Annotated in this window: 20 protein-coding genes; 6 read left to right on the plus strand and 14 right to left on the minus strand. The window is 57.6% G+C overall.

Annotated elements, in window-relative coordinates; genetic code table 11:
- Positions 1-188: 188 nt before the first annotated feature.
- On the plus strand, positions 189-1,232 hold the full coding sequence (gene tsaD, locus LEP6406_RS0218855) for a tRNA (adenosine(37)-N6)-threonylcarbamoyltransferase complex transferase subunit TsaD (protein WP_008315002.1): 1,044 nt from the start codon (positions 189-191) through the stop codon (positions 1,230-1,232).
- 163 nt (positions 1,233-1,395) lie between these two features.
- On the opposite strand, the gene LEP6406_RS28840 is transcribed toward tsaD, so the two are convergent.
- From LEP6406_RS28840 to LEP6406_RS30505, 6 genes are all read right to left on the minus strand, one after another.
- Positions 1,396-2,466 carry an o-succinylbenzoate synthase gene (locus LEP6406_RS28840; protein ID WP_008315000.1) on the minus strand — a complete coding sequence of 357 codons (1,071 nt, stop codon included), beginning with the start codon at positions 2,464-2,466 and terminating at the stop codon, positions 1,396-1,398.
- Positions 2,466-3,374 (minus strand): 2-carboxy-1,4-naphthoquinone phytyltransferase, encoded by a 909-nt coding sequence (menA, locus tag LEP6406_RS0218865; protein ID WP_008314998.1) that lies wholly within the window; start codon positions 3,372-3,374, stop codon positions 2,466-2,468. Before menA ends, LEP6406_RS28840 begins: the two co-directional genes overlap by 1 nt.
- Positions 3,375-3,472: 98 nt before the next feature.
- Positions 3,473-4,036, minus strand: coding sequence for a Uma2 family endonuclease (locus LEP6406_RS0218870; RefSeq protein WP_008314996.1), 564 nt, complete (start codon positions 4,034-4,036; stop codon positions 3,473-3,475).
- Positions 4,037-4,172: 136 nt separating this feature from the next.
- Positions 4,173-4,955 (minus strand): ABC transporter permease, encoded by a 783-nt coding sequence (locus tag LEP6406_RS0218875; protein WP_008314994.1) that lies wholly within the window; start codon positions 4,953-4,955, stop codon positions 4,173-4,175.
- A complete protein-coding gene (locus LEP6406_RS0218880) occupies positions 4,955-5,788 on the minus strand; it encodes an ABC transporter permease (RefSeq protein WP_008314992.1) in 834 nt (277 codons plus the stop codon). The genes LEP6406_RS0218875 and LEP6406_RS0218880 overlap by 1 nt, the downstream gene beginning before the upstream one ends.
- A complete protein-coding gene (locus tag LEP6406_RS30505) occupies positions 5,785-8,823 on the minus strand; it encodes a PAS domain S-box protein (protein ID WP_225886574.1) in 3,039 nt (1,012 codons plus the stop codon). Before LEP6406_RS30505 ends, LEP6406_RS0218880 begins: the two co-directional genes overlap by 4 nt.
- Before the next feature lie 235 nt (positions 8,824-9,058).
- Between LEP6406_RS30505 and LEP6406_RS0218890 the strand changes: the two genes are divergently transcribed.
- Positions 9,059-9,835, plus strand: coding sequence for an ABC transporter permease (locus LEP6406_RS0218890; protein WP_008314985.1), 777 nt, complete (start codon positions 9,059-9,061; stop codon positions 9,833-9,835).
- Positions 9,836-9,990: 155 nt separating this feature from the next.
- Positions 9,991-11,325, plus strand: coding sequence for an efflux RND transporter periplasmic adaptor subunit (locus tag LEP6406_RS0218895; RefSeq protein ID WP_008314983.1), 1,335 nt, complete (start codon positions 9,991-9,993; stop codon positions 11,323-11,325).
- A 70-nt stretch (positions 11,326-11,395) separates the two neighbouring features.
- Here LEP6406_RS0218895 and LEP6406_RS0218900 read toward each other — a convergent pair whose 3' ends face one another.
- The 5 genes from LEP6406_RS0218900 to LEP6406_RS0218920 form a co-directional block, all read right to left on the minus strand.
- Positions 11,396-11,929, minus strand: coding sequence for a tetratricopeptide repeat protein (locus LEP6406_RS0218900; protein WP_008314981.1), 534 nt, complete (start codon positions 11,927-11,929; stop codon positions 11,396-11,398).
- Between the two features lie 55 nt (positions 11,930-11,984).
- Positions 11,985-12,764: a transporter substrate-binding domain-containing protein gene (locus LEP6406_RS0218905; protein ID WP_008314979.1), complete on the minus strand. Its 780-nt coding sequence runs from the start codon at positions 12,762-12,764 to the stop codon at positions 11,985-11,987.
- A gap of 89 nt (positions 12,765-12,853) precedes the next feature.
- On the minus strand, positions 12,854-13,204 hold the full coding sequence (gene rplT, locus LEP6406_RS0218910; RefSeq protein WP_008314978.1) for a 50S ribosomal protein L20: 351 nt from the start codon (positions 13,202-13,204) through the stop codon (positions 12,854-12,856).
- Positions 13,205-13,274: 70 nt separating this feature from the next.
- Positions 13,275-13,472 carry a 50S ribosomal protein L35 gene (rpmI, locus tag LEP6406_RS0218915; RefSeq protein WP_008314976.1) on the minus strand — a complete coding sequence of 66 codons (198 nt, stop codon included), beginning with the start codon at positions 13,470-13,472 and terminating at the stop codon, positions 13,275-13,277.
- Positions 13,473-13,498: 26 nt separating this feature from the next.
- A complete protein-coding gene (locus tag LEP6406_RS0218920; protein ID WP_071992255.1) occupies positions 13,499-14,203 on the minus strand; it encodes a class II aldolase/adducin family protein in 705 nt (234 codons plus the stop codon).
- 124 nt (positions 14,204-14,327) lie between these two features.
- Between LEP6406_RS0218920 and LEP6406_RS0218925 the strand changes: the two genes are divergently transcribed.
- Together LEP6406_RS0218925 and LEP6406_RS0218930 are read left to right on the plus strand one after the other, a co-directional pair.
- Positions 14,328-14,885: an adenylate kinase gene (locus LEP6406_RS0218925; protein ID WP_027269263.1), complete on the plus strand. Its 558-nt coding sequence runs from the start codon at positions 14,328-14,330 to the stop codon at positions 14,883-14,885.
- A gap of 126 nt (positions 14,886-15,011) precedes the next feature.
- A complete protein-coding gene (locus tag LEP6406_RS0218930; protein WP_008314969.1) occupies positions 15,012-15,770 on the plus strand; it encodes a DUF561 domain-containing protein in 759 nt (252 codons plus the stop codon).
- Between the two features lie 136 nt (positions 15,771-15,906).
- Here LEP6406_RS0218930 and LEP6406_RS30510 read toward each other — a convergent pair whose 3' ends face one another.
- The 3 genes from LEP6406_RS30510 to LEP6406_RS0218945 form a co-directional block, all read right to left on the minus strand.
- Positions 15,907-17,022 (minus strand): YdcF family protein, encoded by a 1,116-nt coding sequence (locus LEP6406_RS30510; protein WP_008314967.1) that lies wholly within the window; start codon positions 17,020-17,022, stop codon positions 15,907-15,909.
- Positions 17,023-17,335: 313 nt separating this feature from the next.
- Positions 17,336-19,069 carry a choice-of-anchor I family protein gene (locus LEP6406_RS0218940; protein WP_008314964.1) on the minus strand — a complete coding sequence of 578 codons (1,734 nt, stop codon included), beginning with the start codon at positions 19,067-19,069 and terminating at the stop codon, positions 17,336-17,338.
- A 169-nt stretch (positions 19,070-19,238) separates the two neighbouring features.
- Complete coding sequence (locus LEP6406_RS0218945; RefSeq protein ID WP_027269264.1) at positions 19,239-19,997, minus strand: Uma2 family endonuclease; 759 nt, start codon at positions 19,995-19,997, stop codon at positions 19,239-19,241.
- A 180-nt stretch (positions 19,998-20,177) separates the two neighbouring features.
- On the opposite strand from LEP6406_RS0218945, the gene LEP6406_RS0218950 reads away from it, so the two are divergent.
- Positions 20,178-22,106: an AAA family ATPase gene (locus LEP6406_RS0218950; RefSeq protein ID WP_008311038.1), complete on the plus strand. Its 1,929-nt coding sequence runs from the start codon at positions 20,178-20,180 to the stop codon at positions 22,104-22,106.
- The last annotated feature ends 3 nt before the right edge of the window (positions 22,107-22,109 follow it).

The following is a 22,109-nucleotide window of genomic DNA, read 5'->3' on the forward strand; positions in this document are numbered from 1 at the left end:
AAGTTAAGTTATTTGTAGGGATTTTTCACCCAACATTGGAGGCATAATACCTTGCCGCCGAAACCCGGTAAAGCAAAGCTGGCGCGGGGTTTACATCTCTCAAAGTTGTTTGCGGCTATTTGCAGCGTTTTGTAAATCTTGTCACCATGATTTTTCTTCCTTCTATCTTCATTTTGTCCTTGTAGTATATGCCGACGGTTTTAGCCCTAGAGACCAGTTGTGACGAAACGGCGGCGGCGGTGGTACGCGATCGCACTGTCCTCAGTAGCATCGTCGCCTCCCAGATTGATCTGCATCGCCCCTACGGCGGCGTGGTGCCCGAGATGGCCTCCCGTGCCCATGTGGAGAATATGGGTACAGTGATGGCAACAGCCTTAACCCAAGCAGGGGTAACCTGGGACGACATTGACGGCGTGGCGGCGACCTGTGCGCCGGGGCTGGTGGGGGCGTTGATGGTGGGGTTGACGGCGGCAAAGACCCTGGCCATGGTGCGCCGAAAGCCCTTTTTAGGGGTACACCACCTAGAGGGGCACATCTACGCCTCCTACCTGACAGATCCGGGCCTGAACCCGCCCTTTCTGTGTCTGTTGGTCTCCGGGGGCCACACCAGTTTGATTCATGTGAAGGGCTGTGGGGACTATGCCGTCTTGGGCAAAACCCGCGACGATGCGGCGGGGGAAGCCTTTGATAAGGTGGCACGGCTGATGGGGCTGGGCTATCCCGGTGGCCCCATCATTGACCAACTGGCGGCAACGGGAGATGCTACCGTCTTTCCCCTGCCAGAGGGCAATATTTCCCTGCCGGAGGGCGGCTTTCATCCCTACGACTCCAGCTTTAGCGGGCTAAAGACGGCGGTGCTGCGGCTGGTCCAGTCCCTCCAAGCCCAGGGTATAGATCCGTTACCCGTTGCGGATCTAGCCGCTAGTTTCCAGGCCACAGTGGCGCGATCGCTGACCAAGCGCACCCTGAGATGCGCCCTGGACTATGGTTTAACCACCGTGGTGGTCGGGGGAGGGGTGGCGGCCAATAGTGGCCTGCGTCACCACCTCACCACCGCTGCCACCGCTGCTGGGGTGAAGGTGCTCTTCCCCCCCCTGAAGTACTGCACCGACAATGCCGCCATGATTGGCTGTGCTGCCGCCGATCACCTTCACCACGGCCATATCTCGGCCTTTTCCCTCAGCGCCCAGTCCCGCCTGGGGCTGGAGGCAGTGATGGGCTTGTATGGGTGATGGGGTGATGGGGTGATGGGGTGATGGGGTGGGGGGGTGATAGGTGATAGGAGTTTTGAATTTTGAATGCAATATCCCGTAGGGGCGCGGTTTCCGCGCCCAAGGCAGACGGTGACGTTACCCTCCCCCCCCCCCACCCTCACCCCCACCCACCCTCACACCCTCACACCCCAGCCCGATACCAGAGATCCCCAGGACCGAGGTTCCCCCAGTCGTCTGCAAACCAGTGGTCAATGCCAAACCCAAGGGCGCGCTGGCTTCCTCCCCCTTGAAGCCAAGTTGCCCAGCCGTGGAGTGCTGTCCGTCGCCCCACGGCTGTTTCCAGTGCCGACGAGAGGACAGGCTGGAGAGGGTAGCGCTGGCAAATCTCGATCCAGCCCTGGGGGGAACCTGCGATCGCGGGTTTGATCACCACTGTTCCCCGCCAACCCGCCGCCGCCACGGCCCGCAGTTGGGTTAGGGTCGCCACCGACTCATCCAGAGCGACTTGGGCGGGGAAGCGATCCCCCAGGGTGCTCAACCCCTGCCAATCCGCTGGGGGCAGGGGTTGCTCTAGGAACTCAAGGCGATCGCCCCAGTGCTGACAATGGTGGAGCCACTGTTCCGCTGTCTCTCTGGTCAGACCGCCATTGGCATCCAGGCGCAGGGTCGCAGTTGGGGGCAAAACCGTTAGGAGGTTTGCAACCCAGGCCAGTTCCGTTGCCAGGGGAGCCACGGCAATTTTGGCCTTAAAGGTTCGGTGGCCCCGGTCCCACAGGGCGGGCCATGCCTCTAGGGCTGCTGGACCGGAGGGCAGTAGGGCGCAGCATTGAGCTGGCGTTAGGAGCACTGGGGGAATCGGCTGGTGCAGATCCGCCAGGGCAGCTTCGAGGCCGAATTGGCAGGCAGGTAGGGCATCGGGGATCGTGAGGAGTTGATCCGCCGTCACTTCTCCCCCTAGGGGGGTGAGGGGGTGGGGGGGTGGGGCAGTGAGGGGGGAAGTCCTGTCCGTGATCACCAATGGACCGGGGTTGCGTTCCCAGGGGGGAAGGACCAGGGACTTGAGGTAACGTACCGCCGCTGTCCAGGATTCCGTTCCAAACCAGGGAATAGGGGCGATTTCTCCCCAGCCCACGGCCCCAGTATCGTCGCTCAGTCGCACCAGCCAGCCTTGGCGTTCTCTCCAAGGACCGTGGTGGGTGTGGAGGGGCTGACGAAAGGGGCGACGGTAGGGCCGCAGGGCCAGGTGCAGCATTACACCCCGGTGGGTAGGACAAAACTCAGGGCCAGCAGCAGCCCGCTCCAAAAGTGAAAGCCAATGGCAAAGAATTTAGCGTTACTGACTTGGTCGGGCTGATCGTGGTAGCGCAGCACATGTTGGCTCAGGCGCACCGCTGAGGGGGTGCTGGCCAGGGTCAGCAGACTCCAGGCGGGAAAGGCATCTAGCCCCACGCCCCCGATCACCAATATCGCGACGAGGCCACAACTCCAGGGAATGATCTGGGCTCCCCGCTGGGTGCCTAATCGCACGATGGGGGAGCGTTTACCCGCCGCTAGGTCATCTTCTACTTGATGGAAGTGGGAGCAAAACAGCACCAAGGTGGTGGTGATGCCGACGATAGCCCCGGCTATCTGGCTCGTAATGGACCAGGTCTGTGCCTGACTGTAGTAGGCAGCTCCCACCGCTAGGGGGCCAAAGCTGAGGAAGCAGAGAATTTCCCCCAGCCCCTGATAGCCGAGGCGAAAGGGCGGACCTTGGTAGGTATAGCCCAGGGCGCAACAGAGTAGAATCAGCCCCAGAACGGTGCCATCCCGCTGGTAAAGTGCGATCGCAATAATGCCCGCCAGCCCCAACATTAGGGCTCCATTTCCCAGGGCAAAGATCAGCGTCTTGTTGCGGGTCAGATTGACCAGGGAATGGGCCTTGTTCAGATCGATGCCCGTCTCTGAGTCAAAGACATCGTTACTAAGATTTTCCCAGATCAAAATCAGCACCGCCGACAGCAAAAAGGTGGCAAAGACTCCCAGGTGGAAGACTTGGGTTTCTTGGTAGGCCACAGCACTGCCCACCACAATGGGCATAATCGCCACGCTGTACATGGGGGGCTTAATCGCCGCTAGCCAAAGTTTCTTGGACGCTACTGGGGCAGTCTGGGTCGTCATCTCCTGGGGGGGGTAACAAGGGGCTCACCCAGCATAGATCGGGGCTTACCCCCAGGGCGAGAGTCCCGGCTGATGGATTAGCCAGTGTTCGAGACTGGCTAATCCATCAACCATCCAAAGAGTTCCTTCACCGTAAGGGGGAGGTCATCGGCTAGGGTCGGCATGGGGAGTCGGGCATCAGGTTCATCAAAAACCTCAGATGCCTGTTTGGCGCAATAAACAAATACCGTTTGCTCTGCTGGGTCGATCAGCCAGCCAACGGCTGTGCCATGGTGCAGGCAATAGAGAATATTCTTAATCACGCGAGTTTGGCTTTGGTCTGGGGATAGAATCTCGATGACCCAATCTGGAGCTAGGGTAAACGTATTGGCAATGGCTCCGTCTTCATCTCTGGGTATCCGGTGCCATTGAAAAACGGCAATATCGGGAACGATGGAGCGTCCCCCAAAGGTACACCGCAGTTCTGGGAAAGCCCGAGCCCGACGCTGGGGTTTGAGTCGATGGTTCAGGGTGGCGACCAATTCCCCCTGAATGGCACTGTGCTTGCCCTGGGGCATGGGTTTCTGGAGGATAGAACCGTTGATGTATTCACTGGCGGGTCTGGTCTCTGGCAGGGCCAAAAACTCATCCAGACTTAGGGGTTTGGTTGGTGTCGCAACCATTGGCAGGGGAGTGTTACAGAAACTTCATGGTATCGACTTCAACCAAGTGGTGGCAAGCAGACAATTCTCAATGCCATGGTGATCAATGTCATGGTGAAGCAGGGCAGGGATTGGCCCCCCTTAACCGAACATCCTGTCAACTAGAGGCGCTGGTGTAGAACCGCAGGGCAAAGCGCCAAAACCACCGTGAGAATTGCAGTAGCACTAGCGACAGGGTTGCGGAGGCGAGGATCCAGCCAGGTTGCCCTTGGCCGAGGATGGCCTGGGCAGGAACGGTGGTGAGGAAGGCCACGGGGATGATGAAGGTAAAAAAGATGCGATAGGCCACGGGGTAGGCCGCCATGGGGAAACGACCTGCCTCCAGTAGCCCTCGCAAGACCTCGGTGACGTTGTAGATTTTCACAAACCAAATACTGGTGGCCCCCAACATAAACCACAAGCTATAGAGGCTGAGGAAGCCAAAGGCTAAGGGGGGCAGGGCAAGCACATAAATCCATGGGTTCAACCCCAGTTGGATGCCGGCATAGATAATCAGGATCAACCCAAACAGCAGATCCGACAGACCCCAGGGGGAAAAGGCGCGGGTAGACAGCCAAAATTGGGAACTGATGGGTTTGAGCAGGACAAAATCCAGGGTGCCTTCCTGGACCTGGGTGACAATTTTGTTCAGGTTGGGAGCGAGGAAGGTGGCGGCGTAGCCCTGCAACAGGGTGAAGACTCCCAGCACCACTAGGGCTTGTTCCCAGGTCCAGCCCTCGAATCCGTAGCCATTGCCATAGAACAAAAACAGTCCAAACAGACTGCCGACCAAGTTCCCCAGGCTGGTGAGGGTTGCGATCGCAAAATTGAATCGATACTCCAGCTCCGCCGCGATCGCAGTGCCCCAAAATAGCCGCAACACCGCCCAATAGCGTCCCATCACGCCCCCATGCCGGAATATTGGCGCAGACCCCGCCGCCACAGCCAGCGATTGAGGGCCAGAAAGATCAGTCCCCAACCTAAAATCGCCAGCACCCCCTGAAGCATATCCACTGGGCTACCAATCAGTAGGCTGACGGGGAAATAGATCAAATAGGGAAAGGGCGTCCACAGGACCACCTGCCGTACCCCTTCTGGGAATAGATCCAGCGGCGCAATCATCCCCGACAAAAACAGATACAGCAAATACCAAAACTGCTCCACCGCTGTAGCCCGCTCTGTCCAGAAGGTCAGCATGGCAATGGTGTACTGAATTAAAAACCGGAGGCAAAAGGCCAGCGCCGTTGCCCCTACCCCCAAGACTAGGGCCGAGGGAGAGGGTAGCCAAGCTGCCTGGGGATACAGCAGTAGGAATAATCCCACCAGCGCCACAATAAAGGGCAGCCGTGCCAGTCGCTCCGAAACATGGCTGAAGAAATGTCGCCACACCGGGTCAATAGGTTGAAGCAGATAGGGGGACAGTTTCCCCTCTACGACCTCCCGCTCAAACTCCCACACGACCCAGGCCACGGTAAATTGGCGCACTACAAACACCGCCAAAAAGTACCGAATAAAGGTCAAGGCATCCAATCCTGTGGGGGCACTTTCGGCGGCATAGGCCCAGATACCCATGAAAATTAGCGGAAAAGTGCCCGAAAGTGCCCAAAATAATAGCTCGGCTCGGTATTCCACCATATAGGCGTAGTACACCGATAGCATCACCCGTGTGATCTGGAGGGCATGGGCGATGGGTCGAACGCGCAAGGCCCGTCGAGGCATCCGAGTCTGGGTCATGCTAAGGCCCCTTGTTCTTGATGGAGGGGGATTGTGATCTCAAAACAGGTGCCCCCTGTGGCAGGGGTGAGGCAGGTCAGGGTGCCACCATGCTTTTCCGCCACGATCTGATAGCTGATGGAGAGGCCCATGCCCGTTCCCTTACCAATGGGTTTGGTAGTGAAGAAGGGATCGAAAATGTGGGGCTTGGCCGACTCCGGTAGGGCGGGGCCATTATTCGCGATCGCAATTCTGACCCCCTCCCCCTCCCCCCTGGCAGTCGTCAGGGTAATCTGCGGGGATTCACCCTCCATGTGGCCCGTGGCCAATGCCTCCTCTAGGGCATCAATAGCGTTACTGAGGATATTCATAAACACCTGATTGAGCTGTCCCGCATAACACTCTACCGGCGGCAGGTCGCCGTACTGGCGCACCACTTGGATTTCGCCCCGATCGGATTTCACCTTGATCCGGTTCTGTAAAATCATCAGGGTACTGTCCAAGCCCGCATGGATATCCACCGCCTTCATCTCTGCCTCGTCCATGCGAGAAAAGGTACGGAGGGAAGCCACAATTTCCTGAATCCGATCGGCCCCCACCTTCATGGAGTTGAGCAGCTTGGGCAAGTCCTCCAGCAAAAAGGGCAGATCAATAATCTGGATTTCCGTTGCGATCGCCGCTGTAGGTTGGGGGTATTCCTGCTGATAAAGGTCCAGCAGGTGAAGTAAGTCATCGGTGTAGGCGCGGGCATGGGTGAGGTTGCCGTAGATAAAGTTCACCGGATTGTTGATCTCGTGGGCTACCCCCGCCACCAATTGTCCCAGGCTAGACATTTTTTCACTCTGGATGACTTGGGCCTGGGTGCGCTGGAGTTCGGTTAGGGTGTGCTGGAGTTCCACCGCCTGATCCCGCAGATTCATCTCCGACTTTTGCAGCGCCAGTTCCGTTTGCCGCCGCTGCCAAGCTTCAATTTCTGAGGTCAACAAATCCGCCAGGGATCCGGCAAAACTGATTTCCTCCAAACTCCATGGCCGCGCCGTTTCCCCACAGGATTCAATGCAAAAAACCGCTACCATTTCCCCCTTCAGCCACAGGGAAGTATGCATCAGCGCCATCACCGACCCTAGCTCTAATGGATCATAGACTTGGGCCAAATTCTGAGTACAGGGATCAGCGGTGATATCCGCTATGGCAATGGTGCGCTCCGTCGCTAGTGCCTGCATATAGGTGCCCAAATTCTCTAGGGGGAGGTTGGGCTGGCGACTATGGCCCGCTGCCACACTGTAGTAGTCGTGACACCACAGGGTACTATGATGGCCCCTTTGGGCCGGCTTCTGACCATCGCGGCTGACCATCCACAGCCCCGCACTGGCATCGAGGGTCGCTGCCGCCGCCTCTAGCACTTGGGCCACAAATTGCTCAAAGCTCAACTGCTCTAGGGCGCGATCGCGCACAAGCTGGGCGACGGCATCCCGATGATGGCGCATCTGGGCCTCGCTCTGGCGCAGGGCCGCCGTGGCCCGTTCCCGCTCAGTGATGTCTAACACCAGAGACGCCATCCCCATCACCTCACCGTCTAGGTCCACAATAGGGGTGTTGTACCACTCGCAGGTGATTAGCCGCCCCTCGCGGGTGAGGTTGGTGTTGACACTGCGGGTGCCCCCCTGCTGGTGCAGGAGATCGACAAAAATTTGGTCCACCAGCGATTGCACCTCCGGCTGCACAATAAAGCTCGCCTTCTGTCCAATCGCCTCCGCCGCTGGATAGCCAAAGATTTTCTCCGCCGCCCGGTTCCAAGCCTGGACCCGACACGCCGGATCCCACTCAATCACTGCCATCGGCGTCTGCTGAATCACCAACGACAGCTTTTGTTGAGATGCCTCCAGATCTTGGGTGCGCTCCAGAACCCGCTGTTCCAACTCGGCATTGAACTGCTGAAGCTGGGTCTCTGCCCGTTTGCGATCGCTGATGTCCCGGATTATCACCAACACCTGATTGGCACCACTAGCGGTCATCCGCACCTCTTCATGGCGGAGTTCCCCCCGAATCTCAATCTCCTGCTCATAGATCTGGATTTTGCCCGTCGCTAGCGCAGCAGCAGCATGAGACATCCGCTGATTTGCCAAGGCCGGGGGCAACACGTCATAAACTGTGCGCACAGTACCCGTTTGGAAAGACTCCGCCGGGGCCACACTCAGGTCAATATTGCTAGACACATCTCGGTAGGTGCCATCTCCATCCATAGAGATCAGTAAATCGGGAATCGCCTGGATCAAGGCCCGATTTGTCGCTTCACTCTGGCGCAGTTGCTGCTCCGCTGCCTTACGGGCCGTAATGTCAAACATGGCCCCATTCAGATGTTGCAGATTCCCCGTTTCATCAAAGGAGCCCCGCCCCTTTTCATAGATCCACCGCAGACTGCCATCCCGGTGCCAAATACGATACTCCAACTCATAGGCCCGCTGTTCCTCTAGGGCTAACGCCACCGCTGCCGTTACCCAGTCCTGATCATCTCCGTGGAGCAGAGTAGACCAGGTTCGTACCCGATTTTGAATAAAGTCTGTGGCAGGATAGCCGCAAATATCCTCCACCCAATTGCTAAGGACCACCATGGTCCAATTGTCATCATAGTGACAGCGGTAAATCGCCCCCGGCACATTGGCCAACAGTTCTCGAAAGCGGGTTTCACTATCCGCCAGAGAGAGTTCTACCTGCTTTTGCTGGGTCACCTCTCGCAGAGTGGCAATGACAAAGGTATTGCCCTGACTATCCTGAAAAACCGACTTGTGGCTGGCGACAATACGCTGTTGTCCCTGGGCATCGGTAAGGGATGCCTCCCGCTGCTGGGGTTGGTGGCTGATCAGGACGATATCATCCTCTTCCCAAAACACCCGCGCCTCGTCCGACGACAAAATATTGGTGTTGGACTGCCCTAATAGGGCCGTTGCCGGGTAGCCTACCAGTTGGCAAAAGGCTTCATTCACAAACACCCACCGATGGCGACAATCTTTGATCACTAGGGGATCGCTGATGCCGTCGAGAAGGTTAGAGAACACATCAATCGACAGGCTACTTAAAAATTCAGGTTTGAAAGGCACAGCAGCGACGAATTAGAGCGTGTTGGAAGGTGAATCAAGCGCGAAGGGATTTACACACAAGTTATTGTATCCACCCCTATCTCCCCTGTCCGTAGCGGGGGCTTCCCTCGGCTGAGCTTGCCAAAGTCTAGCCTGCACAGTAGCCTGACATGCCATTCCGCCTCTCCGATATACTGCGTCTCAAACCCTGGAGATGGCTGTGATAGAACTCACTGGGCTGCAACTGACTTTAGCGCTGGGGCTGATGGCGATCGCGATCGCACTATCGGCATGGCAACGTCTGGGGCTGACGGGATCCCTTGCGATCGCAACGGGTCGCACCGTCTTACAACTGCTAGGTGTGGGATACCTGTTGGCGGTGGTATTTGCTTGGCGCAGCCCCTGGGCGGTACTGGGGATCCTCGGCGTGATGCTCACCGTAGCCGCATGGGTGGCCCGCAACCGCATTAGCAAACAGGTAAAGGGGCTTTTGGTGCTGGTGCTGGGGACTCTACTCGCCAGTACCGCCCTCACCATGGCCTACATTATCCTGGTGGTAATGCGCCCGGAGCCCTGGTATGAGCCGCGCTATCTCGTGCCCTTGACGGGCATGGTCTTGGGCAATACGATGACTGCCGCCGCGATCGCAGGAGAGCGCCTAGTTAATGCCCTTCAGCAAAACCGTACCGCCATCGAAACCCACCTGAGCCTAGGGGCCACCCCGGCCCAAGCCATTCACCCCTATCGGCGAGAGGCGATTACAGCAGGCTTAATTCCCACCCTCAATGCCATGATGGTGGTCGGCATCGTTACCCTACCGGGGATCATCACCGGGCAACTGCTGGCGGGGGCCGACCCGCTGAACGCGGCCCTATACCAAATGATGATTATGTTTATGCTGGCCTTTGCCACATTGCTGGCGGCGCTGTTGATAACCCTGGGACTGCGGCGGCGATTTTTCAACGCTGCTGCTCAATTGATAGTGCCTTGAGTCGCAGTGGAAATCAGCCCTCGTATCCTAGATGAAACGGTTAGAGTGTTTATGCTGCTCAGTACCAGGGGCTGTGGACAAAGAACTGTGGACAATATGGTTGAGGAGCGTACAAATGACAGTGGGCCGGAGTTCTCCCGCCCCAGTTGGGGGATATGGCAGCACTGAAAACTAGCAAAATTCGATATCCCTGGCGCTGGGTGTTGGCAGCAGGCGTGGTGGCGTTGATGGGGTTGGGGGCGATCGCGATCGCAACGGGAGGCAACCGAGGGCCTGCCTACGACGTGAACGCCCTGACAGTGCCAGTAGATTCCACCGCCCTGACAGTCCGCATTCAGGCCAGTGGCACGGTGGAACCGATCCAAACCGTGAACCTGAGTCCCCGGACTGCTGGCATTCTAGAGCGGCTGTATGTGGAGCAGGGGGATACGGTCGTTGCTGGACAGCTTATTGCCCAGATGCGGAGCAGTGACATCGAGGCCCAACTGCGGCAAAGCCGTGCCGCAGTGGCGGAGGCCGAAGCTCGACTGGCGGAAGTGCAGCGGGGCAATGTCCCCGCCGCCATCGGCCAAGGCCGCGCCGCTGTAGCGGGGGCCGTCGCCCAGGCCCAGGACGCCCAAGCCCGCCTTGACCTCGCCCAAGGGCAGCTAGAACGGAATCGCCAGCTTCAGGCCCAGGGGGCCATCTCGGCCAACGAGTTAGATACCTTTGTGCGCGAGGTGCGGAGTGCAGAAGCTGGCTTGGTTCAAGCCCAAGCCCGTACAGAGGAGACCCGTCAGCGACTTCTAGAACTTGGCAATGCGCCGGAACCGGAGGCGGTAGCCCAAGCCGCTGCCCGTCTAGAGCAGTCCCTGGCCCAACTCCAAGCCGCTGAGGTGAGTCTAGAGGACACCCGCATCCGGGCTCCTTTTGCAGGAGTCATCACCCAGAAATTTGCCACAGCGGGAGCCTTTGTGACACCAACCACCTCGGCATCGGAGGCGACCTCGGCAACCTCAACGGCGATTGTGGCCCTGGCCAGCGGCCTAGAGATACTGGCGGAGGTTCCCGAGGCGGATATTAGCCAGATTCGTCCAGGTCAGGCGGTGGAGATTCAGGCTAATGCTTTCCCTGATGACATCTTTCAGGGGCAGGTGCGGTTGATTGCCCCGGAGGCGATCGTGCGCCAAAATGTGACCCTATTTCAGGTGCGGATTAACCTGCTGACGGGGACGGATAGGCTCCTGTCTAACTTGAATGTGAATGTGAGTTTCATCGGTGACAGCCTCCAGGATGCTCTAGTGGTACCGACGGTGGCGGTGATTACCCAGGCAGGCCGCACGGGGGTCTTGGTACCCGATGAGCGAGATCGCGTCCGGTTTCGCCCTGTCACGCTGGGGTCGCAAGCGGGGGAAAATATTCAAATTCTGGAGGGGGTGACAGTGGGGGAACGGGTTTTTGTCGATCTGCCCCCTGGTCAAACCCTAGACTCGATTCAACCGGAGAATTGATATTGGGGGGCAAGGTTGAATTGGGGGGAAGGGGAACCGAATTCAAAGTGCCTATTTTATCGCGCAATCCTTAACTCGCAGGGGCGATGCGCTTGCGGAGGGACTCAGAGCGACGCTTGGCGGTTTTGTTTTGGGGTTCTAGCTGGAGGGCCTGCTCATAGGTTTCTAGAGCCTGACTCGTTAACTGTTTACGCTCGTAGCTGTGGCCCAGGTTATTGAGGGCGGTCACATAACCGGGCTCAATTTCCAGTGCTTCCTTGTAGTGGCGAATCGCTACGTCGTATTGCTCTTGGGCAAAGTGGGTGTACCCCAGGGCATTCAGAATCAGCGGAGAATATTCCTTTTCATCCTTGGCCAGGGTTTTGAGGGCAAGCTTGAGTTGGGCCGCAGCCTTGGCATAGAGCTTCTTGTCTAGCAGCAGACTCCCTAGTTCGTAGTGTTCCTGGGCGGTGCCCTTTTCTTTGCTCAGTTTGGTCTGGAGTCGGTTGAGGGTGGTTTCAATGCGGCGGGTTTTGATCACCTGACGCAGCACCAACACTGCTGCGACCCCCAATAGGACCAACAGTGTTGAGAGATAGGTGAGCAGTAGATTGCTATTTTCCATGGGGCGCTTTGGCAGAAACCGGGCAGAACATCACATGCTGATTATCTTGCCACGTTCAGGGTAATCCCCAGACTGCGGCGCGTTCTTCGAGCCAGCCTGTCTCATGCCATTGGTTGAGGGAGGCGTTGACTTGACGGCGGAGGGTATCGTACTGGACTCCCTTGGGTATGGCGATAGCTAGGGGCACCGCTGTCAGGACATCGGGCAAGAGCCGATACTCAGGATACTCCTGAACCCATCCCGTTAGGACGCTGACATCTCCGGCAAAGGCATCGGCCCGTCGTGTTTCCAGGGTGGTTAAGGCATCGGGGTAGGAGGGCACGCCAATTAAGCGGGCAGCAGGTAGGAAAAAGTTTACATGGGTGACCGCTTCAGAGCCCTGAAGTAGGGCAATCGCGCCTTGCCGCAGATCCTCAAGTCGCTGAATGGTAGGGAGACGGGTGACAAATCCGGTGCCGTCGAGGTAGTAGGGGATACTAAAGCTGACCACCCGCTGGCGCATGGGGGTAACGCCTACTCCGGCGATGGCCATATCTACCTCATCGGCGAGGACGGCGTTTAGGCGGGCATCGTTGGCCAAGGGCTGAAACTGAACGGCTTCGGCATCTCCGAAGAGATCTACCGCGAGTTGGCGGGCAATGTCAATTTCATAGCCCACCAGTTCCCCGGTTTCATCTAAAAAGCCTAGGGGTCGCCAATTGTCCTTGACCCCTACCACGAGGTAGCCGCGATCGCGAATCGCCTCTAAATTTGCACATAGGGAAACTGGAGGTGCAGCTAGCTGCCCCCCCAGGACCATGCCGACCATGCCAAAACCGAGAAGTCTGTAGTTCAAGCAGCCCTCTCTCAGAGAAAACTGGCGCAACCGCAATGGCCAAAGCCCAGTCCAAGGGGAAAGGGGACCATCGCAGATAGACCCTATGCTTAAGCCTTTGTGGCGACCTCAACCACCTTGGTGAACCCAGCGGGGTCTAGGACCGCCATTTGGGCTAACATTTTGCGGTTGATCTCAATATTGGCCTTTTTGAGTTGGCCAATCAAACGGCTGTAGCTGATGCCTTCTTGGCGCGCCGCTGCGTTGATGCGGGTAATCCACAGGCGACGGAAATCGCGCTTCCGGTTGCGGCGATCACGATAGGCATACCGCAATGCCTTCATCACCTGCTGATTTGCTGTGCGAAACAGCTTGGAGTGGGATCCCCGAAATCCCTTCGCTAGTTTGAGAATTTTTTTGCGGCGCTTCCGGGCGACATTGCCGCGCTTAACCCGAGCCATGACCGTTACCCTATTCGTTTACAACTGTTCATTTCCAACCGTGGTGTGTGGAATCTAGGTGCGGCCTCCCTTAGAGGTAGGGCAGCATGGCTTCCACATTCGGGGCATCCTGCTCACTCACTAAGCCAATCTGGGAAAGACGGGACTTGCGATCAGTGCCTTTCTTCTGTAGCAGGTGGTTATGAAACGCTTTGCGGCGCATAATTTTGCCGCTACCACTGCGCCGGAAGCGTTTTGCAGCCGCACGGCGTGTTTTCAGCTTTGGCATGACTGATTCCTAGTTTCGACACAGTCTTAAATCATACACCTCTGGTCCAAGGATTCACAAGAGGTTAGGGACTCGGAGAAAAATAAGGTGCCCGCAGATCCCTGAGTAGCTAAGTCCAACAGCTTCTGGGCTGCATCTGCCACTGTCTCACCAAAGGCAATCAGGCCATCTTCATGGCCCGCCATGACCAAAATCCTACCCACCGCCAAGTCGGTGTCATGGAAGAGGCGGATCATCTCTGCGGCCATGGCTGGGGTACCGTAGGCAACGCTGGCGCAGGTGGTGGGTAGAATGCCTTGGTACTGCTGCCACAGCCCCCGGTGATGGATGTGGGCGATCGCGCCAATTCTCGACAAGCCAGTTCTGAACCTGTGGTCGTAGAGGGCGGCGTGGGTGAGGGATTCCGAAGAGGCTTTGAGGGGGCCAGTGCAGTGGAGGTAATTTTGGGCAATGTCCCAGGTGGTGACCTGGCTGTAGTGCTCGGGACCTGTGGTGGGCAGGTGACCAGTCTGAGTGCCGGAGATGACAAACCCCTGTCCCGGCAGGCGCAGACTGACGTTGCCGTAGCCGATGCCATCGGGATAGACCCCAATCAGCCCCGCCGCAAAGAGGCGATCGCGTTCCTGAATCAAGGGGGCAAGGGTTTCTAGGGCCAGGGGAGGCTCTGACTGCCAATGGCACTGATATTTGATAACCCCTTCATCCCGCTGCATCCCTCCATCCTGCCGCATATTTGTCGTCTTTATCTATCTTTTCCTGGATCCTATCTATCGGCTCAAAAATCCTTGCAAATCTGCTGTAGCATCCCCGTGCCAAGGATAGGGTTAAAATCAAGCATCCGAAGGGAGGGGCGCGGTGAGATTGATTATGGTGGGGGGACCGGGAGCGGGGAAGGGCACCCAGGCACAGCGATTGAGCCAGGGGTTAGGGATTCCCTGGATTTCCTCGGGGGATCTACTGCATCAGGCCATTGATGCCCAAACGACCTTGGGACAAAAGGTCCAGTCCCTGGTGGAGGCGGGGGAGTTGGTGGATGATGCCACGATGATCGAGCTGATGCGCGATCGCCTGCAACAGCCCGATGCTCAAGGGGGCTGGCTGCTAGACGGTTATCCTCGTACTGCGTTCCAGGCGGAGGAGTTGGATTTCTTGCTGGACGACATTCAACAGCAGGTGGACTGGGCCATTTGGCTGGACGTGCCTAAGGATGTTCTGATGGCACGGTCTCTAGCGAAAGCGCGATCGCGATCTGACGACAACCCCGAAGCCCTGGAACGGCGGATCGAACTGCTCTATGACTGTACGGTGCCGATTTTGGACTATTACGGCTACCGAGATCGCCTGTTGAAGGTAGACGGGCACCAGTCTCCCGAGGTCGTAGAGGCCACCATTCGCAGTGGTCTCGGGTATTAAATCGCCCCAATTCCTGTCCCTGGGGTTAGGACCGTGACTGCGAACCCATAACGGTCTAGGCAGAATGGCACAATAGGTCAGCAATGACCGCCTAGGAATATCATTACGGAACTTTACGGAACTGCTATGACGATGCATACCCAGCTTCAAACCGCCTTTGCCCAAGGCCAAGCCCTCAAAATCATCGCGGGTCTGACCAATTTCGATCGCGATCGCGTTGCCGCCGTTGTGCGGGCCGCCCATCGGGGGGGAGCCACCTTCCTGGATATCGCTGCTGATGGCGATCTGGTACATCTTGCCAAGGGGCTGACGGATCTGCCCATCTGCGTATCGGCGGTAGATCCGGATGCCTTTCTGCCCCCTGTCGCTGCCGGAGCCGATCTGATCGAGATTGGTAACTTTGACGCCTTCTATGCCCAGGGTCTGCGTTTTGAAGCGGCGGAGGTACTGGATCTGACTCGCCGGACCCGCGCCCTGCTGCCCCACATCACCCTCTCGGTGACAGTACCCCACATTCTCCCCCTGGATGCCCAGGTTCAGTTGGCAGAGGATCTCGTCGCCGCTGGGGCCGACATCATCCAAACCGAGGGAGGCACCAGCAGCCAGCCCACCAGTCCCGGTACTCTGGGACTGATTGAAAAAGCAGCCCCGACCTTGGCAGCGGCGCGGGAAATTTCCCAAGTTGTTTCTGTTCCCGTGCTGTGCGCTTCGGGCCTGTCGAATGTCACCGCCCCCCTTGCGATCGCGGCGGGAGCAGCGGGCATTGGTGTCGGCTCAGCGGTGAACAAGCTCGATAACGAGCTGGCCATGGTGGCCGTAGTTCGCAGCCTAGTGGAAGCCCTCAGTAGCGCCCGCCGCGCCGCTGGCGTTCCCACCATCCACTAACACCAAGACGACCATAGGTCAGGTACAGGGGAGCCTAAACCCCAAATGCAAAACGCCTTGCGGCGCAGTGGTAATCCTGGCGCCACAAGGCGTTTATAGCAGTGAGTCGGCGCAGGCCGACTTTCATTGACAGACCCTAATTGGGCGGTACGACCTCGACGACTTGGTTCCAGCGCACATCAAAGCCCGGTAGCCATCCCCGTAGGAAGTAGTAGATAGAGGTCATTAACTCGTCCCAATAGCGAGTGGTCAGGCGCAGCGCCTCCACATTGGGCATGATGTCCGATAGTTGAGCCAGGGTATCGCCGCTGCGCAGACTACTACTGCCGTAGAGATCTGTCGGCCACGCCACTGCATTCAAACCGCGCTCTTCAAAGGTGAGGGCTGTCCGGCGCATCGTTAGAGCCGGGGCGACGATGGCGATTCGATCCGCATCCCGCCCGGTTTGGGTGGGACTCAGATACTGGCGTTCCTCCAAAATTTCCCGTGTTCGCCGCACCGTACTGTTCACATCCATCCCCGTGGTCTGAATCGGAGCGATGACCTCAGCGGGTATGCCCCCGGCACCCAGAACCTGGCGCAGAGTTTGCTCCTTCCCAGCTTTTTCTTCGGCGCTGCCATGGAGAGGTCCTGCCGTCACCACGACCAAGGGATTACTCCCGTTCTGGCGCAGTTGCTGATAGAGACTCGCCCCGCTTCGTAAGCGGGCGGTGAGGTCAGGGTTGAGAGTGCTGCCTGTGTCGATCTGGCTGGGGAAATAGCCCGATCCGCTGGCCACGTCCATGTTTTCCCCCATGATTACTACGGCAACAACGCGGCTGAGGGGGGCGGTCTCGGGCACCGCTGGACAGATATCCTCACAAATGCCCCGCTGAGCATTGTAAGCCTGCTGGATCGACTGCTCCGCTTGCCCCACTAAGGCTCGGGCAAACAACGGCACACTTGACACCAGTAAGATCGCTAGCGCGATCGCAACCTGCTGCCCCTTCACCTTTTTGAGACCCTCGGTAAGGGCAAAGATGAGCAGTAGCACTGAGGCCCCGAGAGGCGTCAAGGGCAGGGAGATGATTCGCCAGATGGTGCCAATGGTTTGGTCGTTCGGGTCAATGAACGACAGCACAATCAGGGCCAGGATAATGGCCCCCCCAAACCAAGTTAAGAACTTGCGGGGAATGAATTTGAGCAGCACGTACCAGATCAGTAATCCGACGGCGACCCAAAGAAGAATGCGGGTGAGCAGGGCTAACAGCATGGTGGCTCAGATCCGGAAGCGCAGCGCGGGGCTGAAGCTGGAACAGCGGTACAGAACAAAACGATTTCAGGAAGGAAAGGTGCAGGGGACAACGGACAGTAACGGTCCTACTGCCTCACGAATGATACATTTGCCGGAAGGTGATGGCACAGGGAATCTACGGCGTTTTCACCTAAATCCCTAAAAATATAGACAAAATAGGGCGCGGGGAATTCCCCGCGCCCTATTTTAAGAAGTCTGTCAGCTTACAATCCGAGCCGCCTTGACTTCAGACTCGCCTCAAATCGGCCAGTTCACCGCTTGAATTTCAGGCTTACTGCCACCGTCGCTTGAGGCCCAGTCCGCTGACCCCAGCCAGCATTAGTAGACCCGCGATCGCACCAGGTTCCGGTACGGTTACCTCCTCTGAGCCATCCTCCACGGCAAACAGAGTTGTGGTGCCACTAACTTCGTTGGTGGTGACGACTAGGTTTTTGCCATTGGGACTGAGTTGGGCGGGGATAAACAACACTCCTTCTGCACCGAGATCTCCCGCCTCTTCTGGGGGCAGCTCCAAGTCGAAGTTGCGGTTGTTGACATAGCTCTGGAAGACGGGAGCTGCGGGGTTGGTGATGTCATAGGCCATGACACCGCCGACGCGCTCTAGGCCGATGAAGGCATAGATGCGCCCGTTCACAACACCGATATCGATCCCTTCGGGTTCGGGGCCTTTGTTATCGCTGCGGGTATCGAAGGAGTCGTTGCTTTCGTGGTTAGCGTTGAAGGCATTGAGGGGCAAGTTACCTGCTGCAATCTCAGCGGCAATGATCTGCTCAAAGGCATCCCCACTGTCCCACACTAGGTTGCCGTCGGTGTCCCAGATGGAGAAGGAGCGCGCCCCGAAGGCGTAGAGTTCCTCGTATCTCCCCTCTGCATTTTGCCCGAGAGTTTTCGTAATGGTGAGTCGCCCGAGGTTGGCGTTGTCCCGTAGGGTAGCGCGATCGGGGAAGGCGATGGGATCCAGACCATTGGCCCCTAAGCCCCGCACCCGTTCCTCTTCGGAAAAACCGGTATAGTCTCGCGCATCCCCTTCGTTAGCGGTAACAATGTAGGTTTTGCCATCCACTTCGTAGCTAGAAATTGCGTCGGGCTGGTACATGCCAAATACGGGCCAGTTGGCAATGTTAATGGCGTCGTCGCGATCGCTAGCATCTAGCCCATTCCCTGGCAGCCTGTGATCCTTGTAGCCCAGGGGTAGGATTTTTTCGATTTCATTGGTCTCCAGGTTCAGAACCGCGATCGCGTTGTTTTCCTGGAGACTGATGTAGGCCGTTTTGGAATCCTTCGACACGGTGATGTACTCGGGTTCCAGATCTTGGGAAACGGTGGCGTTGGGGCCAAAGATCCGTACTCCACTCGCAATCAATGCATCCTTTTGGCTATCAAAGGCGTTGAATCCAGCGGTGATGCTGGTAAGGGTGCCGCTGATGCCCCCGGATACGTCAATGATACTGACTGACCCTTCAGGATCCACGGAATCCGCCTGGTTGTAGCTGTTAGGCTCCCCTTCATTCGCCACCAAGAGCTTGGTGCCATCGGGGGTAAAGGTGAGCATGTCCGGCAGGGCTCCTACCTTGACGACATTCTGGTAAAGGCCATCGAGGTCAAAAAAGACGACGCTGCCGAGGTCTGTCTTGTTGCTGGCCTCTATCGCCGCTGCGATATAGCTAAAGCCGTTATAGCTATTGTAGGCAACGCTGTTGACTGCACCCAGATCCAACCCGTAGTTAGCGGCGATGCCATTGATGTCAATGGTGCCAAAGAGGGTGGGCAGGGTTGGGTCAGCAATGTCCAGAATGTCAATGCTGTTGGTAGTGGCGTTGGTTACAAACAGCCGATAGGCATCGGGGGCATAGGTGGCAATTTCCGAGGCTCCAATCCCTAGTCCGCTGTCATAGGTGCCCACAGGGGTCAAGGTAAACGCCTGGACAGGGGCTGCCATCATCCCCACCAGTAAGGCTGTGGGCAGAACCACTGACCCTGGCATCATCGAGAAATTGATCATCATGGGATTTAATTCACGGGATATTGAACGTGGCTAAAAATACGCGCCACCCCGCAAAATACTGACCCAGCCTTAAGCGACAGCGCCAAGCAGATTAACCCTGGGTAAACCCACGGAAACTTCACCAGATCTTCATGAAATCACTCCGGAAAGCAGCGGAAAACGCCCTGCCTTAAAGGGAGTCCGGTTCGATGCCCAGTTCCTGTAATCGAGCTGCTAGCCGTTCTGCCCGTTGTTGTTCTTGGTCAGCGCGTTGTTGTTCTTGGTCAGCGCGTTGTTGTTCTTGGTCGGCCCGTTGTTGTTCTTGGTCGGCCCGTTGTTGTTCTTGGTCGGCCCGTTGTCGTTCTTGGTCTCGTTGCTGGGCCAGCTCCACTGGGGTCAGAAACCGTTCTCCCGCTGGCGTATAGATGTTCAACGTGTCAGCACCAAGTTCAAAGCGAATCCCCAAGCGGGGGCTGACCCAGCCTGCCATCTCGGGGATTTCGGCCAAATATCCATCCATCCGCTGGGAGCCGATTAACTCGTTGCGATCTGGATCGTACTGGTAATATTCTTCAACCCCGTACTCTTGATAGAAGAGAACCTTACGGGTCATCTCTGTACCGGTGTTACAAGGGGAGAGAACTTCAAACACCACTTGGGGCGCGATTCCCCCCTCTTGCCACTGTCGGTAAGATCCGCGATCGCCCTTGGGTCGCCCAAATACCACCATGGCGTCGGGGGCTTGACAGAGGCGGTTATTCCCCTCCACCGGGTACCACAGCAGATCTCCCGCGATAAAGATATCGGGTTGGGCCGCAAACAGAATTTCCAGATTTTCCTTGATGGTGACAATCCATCGAAATTGCTGGGTATTTTCCGCCATCGGTTTTCCATCACTTTCGGGATAGACCACCGCTGCGGGCGATAGTGTCTGGGGTTGTGCGACCATGGCCCGATCTGGTCCAAATCAGTACCTCCAAACTAACACAGCCCTCAGAAGCAGCTTCCCCCAAGGATAGCCCTGGAGGGGAGCACTATACTAAGGACACCTTCCACCCCCCTTTATCCGCCGATTGCCGCGATGGTCTCCCACCAGCCAAAGGCAATCGCACCTATCCCTGAGGCCGTCATGAATGACTTTTTCAAAGGCTTTGAGCAACTGCTAGAACTGGCCAAAACCCTAGAGGAAAAGGCGGAACGGGGGGAACTGAAAACGGATATTCGGGTCAATGCCCGTAGTTTTAGCGCCATTCCCCGCCAGGGCAATATCCCCACCGACATCGGTGTTAGCAAAATGCGATCGCCCCGGTCCAATTCCGAGGTGGGCTCTGAGGCGGGTGCTGGAATCGGAATCAACGATTTCGACGAAGCTGTCATCATTACCCCACCTCCCGCTGACGCCCAAGCCGCACCCTCACCGGACTCGGGGCAGGCAGAGACCACCCCCTCCCCGACAGGGTCTGACCAAACTCCGAGCCCCTCCCTGGCGGAGGTGGGCGGGTTAGCCAGCGTCGTGCAGGAGCTAAGGGAACTGGTGGAGCTGCCCCTAAAACGGCCCCAGGTACTGGCCAAGCTGGGGTTGGAGCCGCCTCGGGGCGTGTTGCTGGTGGGACCACCGGGAACAGGGAAGACCCTGACGGCGCGATCGCTAGCGGAGACACTCGGGGTTAACTACATTGCCATCGTTGGCCCTGAAGTTATGGGCAAGTATTACGGCGAAGCGGAGGGTCGCCTGCGTCAGGTCTTTGAAAAAGCTGCCAAGGCAGCCCCCTGCCTGATTTTTATCGACGAAATCGATAGCCTCGCTCCCGATCGCAACAAGGTAGAAGGTGAAGTAGAAAAACGCCTCGTAGCCCAACTCCTAAGCCTGCTGGACGGCTTTGCTAAAACTACCGGGGTGATTGTTCTAGCCGCCACTAACCGCCCGGATCATCTAGACCCAGCCCTGCGCCGCCCCGGACGCTTTGATCGCGAAGTCCATTTCCGTGTTCCTGACCGGGCCGGACGATTGGAGATTTTACAGATTCAAACCCGCGCCATGCCCCTGGATGGTTCGGTAGATTTAGGTGCGATCGCAGATGCCGCCGTAGGCATGGTGGGAGCCGATCTCAAGGCTCTAGGCCAGAAAGCGGCCTACATCGCCCTGCGGCGGCAGGTCCCAACCCTAGGGACGGCAATCCCCGAAAACTTACACGTGGGTCACGGAGACTTCTTGGCGGCCCTAAAGGAAATCAAACCCTCAGTCCTCCGGGCCGTGGAGGTAGAATCCCCCCAAGTCCGATGGGAAGAAATTGGCGGTCTAGAAGAGGCCAAGCGCATCCTCCAGGAGTCAGTAGAAGGAGCCCTCCTCTATCCCGAGTTGTACCGGCAAACCGGAGCCACCGCCCCTCGGGGAATACTGCTATGGGGACCACCCGGCACCGGCAAGACCCTATTAGCAAAAGCGATCGCAGCCCAAGCCCGTGCCAACTTCATCGCCATCAACGGGCCAGAACTCCTCACCCGCTGGGTAGGAGCCGCAGAACAGGCCGTGCGGGAACTCTTCGCCAAGGCCCGCCAAGCCTCCCCCTGCGTCGTGTTTATAGATGAAATCGACACCCTAGCCCCAATCCGAGGGCAATTTCAGGGAGACTCTGGTGTTAGCGATCGCGTCGTCGGCCAACTACTGACAGAATTGGATGGCCTCCAAGCCTGCACCGATGTCCTCCTCGTTGGAGCCACCAACCGCCGGGGAGCCCTAGATCCTGCCCTCCTCCGCTCCGGTCGCCTCGACCTCCAAATCGAGGTAGGTCTACCAGATGCCCCCAGCCGTCACGCCATTCTCCAAGTCCACAACCAGGATCGGCCCCTAGCAGAGGTGAATCTCCACCACTGGGCACAGGAAACCGAAGGCTGGAACGGAGCCGACCTCGCCCTCCTGAGTAACCAAGCCGCCCTAGAAGCCATCCGCGACTATCGCGCTAGCGGCAACACCGATCCCAGTCAAATCCATATCCATCCTGCCCATTTTCAACATGCCTTTGAGGTGCTGCATCTTCAAAAAGATTCGGCTCATTGATTA

Origin of the sequence: Leptolyngbya sp. PCC 6406 (assembly GCF_000332095.2) — a bacterium.
In the GTDB taxonomy this organism is placed as follows: domain Bacteria; phylum Cyanobacteriota; class Cyanobacteriia; order Phormidesmidales; family Phormidesmidaceae; genus PCC-6406.

What these genes read in the sequence shown, in the direction of transcription:
- LEP6406_RS0218900 (WP_008314981.1), bottom strand. Translation starts at nt 11,929, where the DNA reads ATGGAAAATAGCAATCTACTGCTCACCTATCTCTCAACACTGTTGGTC.
- LEP6406_RS0218940 (WP_008314964.1), bottom strand. Translation starts at nt 19,069, where the DNA reads ATGATGATCAATTTCTCGATGATGCCAGGGTCAGTGGTTCTGCCCACA.
- LEP6406_RS28840 (WP_008315000.1), bottom strand. Translation starts at nt 2,466, where the DNA reads ATGCTGCACCTGGCCCTGCGGCCCTACCGTCGCCCCTTTCGTCAGCCC.
- menA (WP_008314998.1), bottom strand. Translation starts at nt 3,374, where the DNA reads ATGACGACCCAGACTGCCCCAGTAGCGTCCAAGAAACTTTGGCTAGCG.
- LEP6406_RS0218870 (WP_008314996.1), bottom strand. Translation starts at nt 4,036, where the DNA reads ATGGTTGCGACACCAACCAAACCCCTAAGTCTGGATGAGTTTTTGGCC.
- LEP6406_RS0218895 (WP_008314983.1), top strand. Translation starts at nt 9,991, where the DNA reads ATGGCAGCACTGAAAACTAGCAAAATTCGATATCCCTGGCGCTGGGTG.
- LEP6406_RS0218930 (WP_008314969.1), top strand. Translation starts at nt 15,012, where the DNA reads ATGACGATGCATACCCAGCTTCAAACCGCCTTTGCCCAAGGCCAAGCC.
- rplT (WP_008314978.1), bottom strand. Translation starts at nt 13,204, where the DNA reads ATGGCTCGGGTTAAGCGCGGCAATGTCGCCCGGAAGCGCCGCAAAAAA.
- LEP6406_RS30510 (WP_008314967.1), bottom strand. Translation starts at nt 17,022, where the DNA reads ATGCTGTTAGCCCTGCTCACCCGCATTCTTCTTTGGGTCGCCGTCGGA.
- LEP6406_RS0218890 (WP_008314985.1), top strand. Translation starts at nt 9,059, where the DNA reads ATGGCTGTGATAGAACTCACTGGGCTGCAACTGACTTTAGCGCTGGGG.
- LEP6406_RS0218945 (WP_027269264.1), bottom strand. Translation starts at nt 19,997, where the DNA reads ATGGTCGCACAACCCCAGACACTATCGCCCGCAGCGGTGGTCTATCCC.
- LEP6406_RS0218880 (WP_008314992.1), bottom strand. Translation starts at nt 5,788, where the DNA reads ATGACCCAGACTCGGATGCCTCGACGGGCCTTGCGCGTTCGACCCATC.
- tsaD (WP_008315002.1), top strand. Translation starts at nt 189, where the DNA reads ATGCCGACGGTTTTAGCCCTAGAGACCAGTTGTGACGAAACGGCGGCG.
- LEP6406_RS0218920 (WP_071992255.1), bottom strand. Translation starts at nt 14,203, where the DNA reads ATGCGGCAGGATGGAGGGATGCAGCGGGATGAAGGGGTTATCAAATAT.
- rpmI (WP_008314976.1), bottom strand. Translation starts at nt 13,472, where the DNA reads ATGCCAAAGCTGAAAACACGCCGTGCGGCTGCAAAACGCTTCCGGCGC.
- LEP6406_RS0218950 (WP_008311038.1), top strand. Translation starts at nt 20,178, where the DNA reads ATGAATGACTTTTTCAAAGGCTTTGAGCAACTGCTAGAACTGGCCAAA.
- LEP6406_RS0218875 (WP_008314994.1), bottom strand. Translation starts at nt 4,955, where the DNA reads ATGGGACGCTATTGGGCGGTGTTGCGGCTATTTTGGGGCACTGCGATC.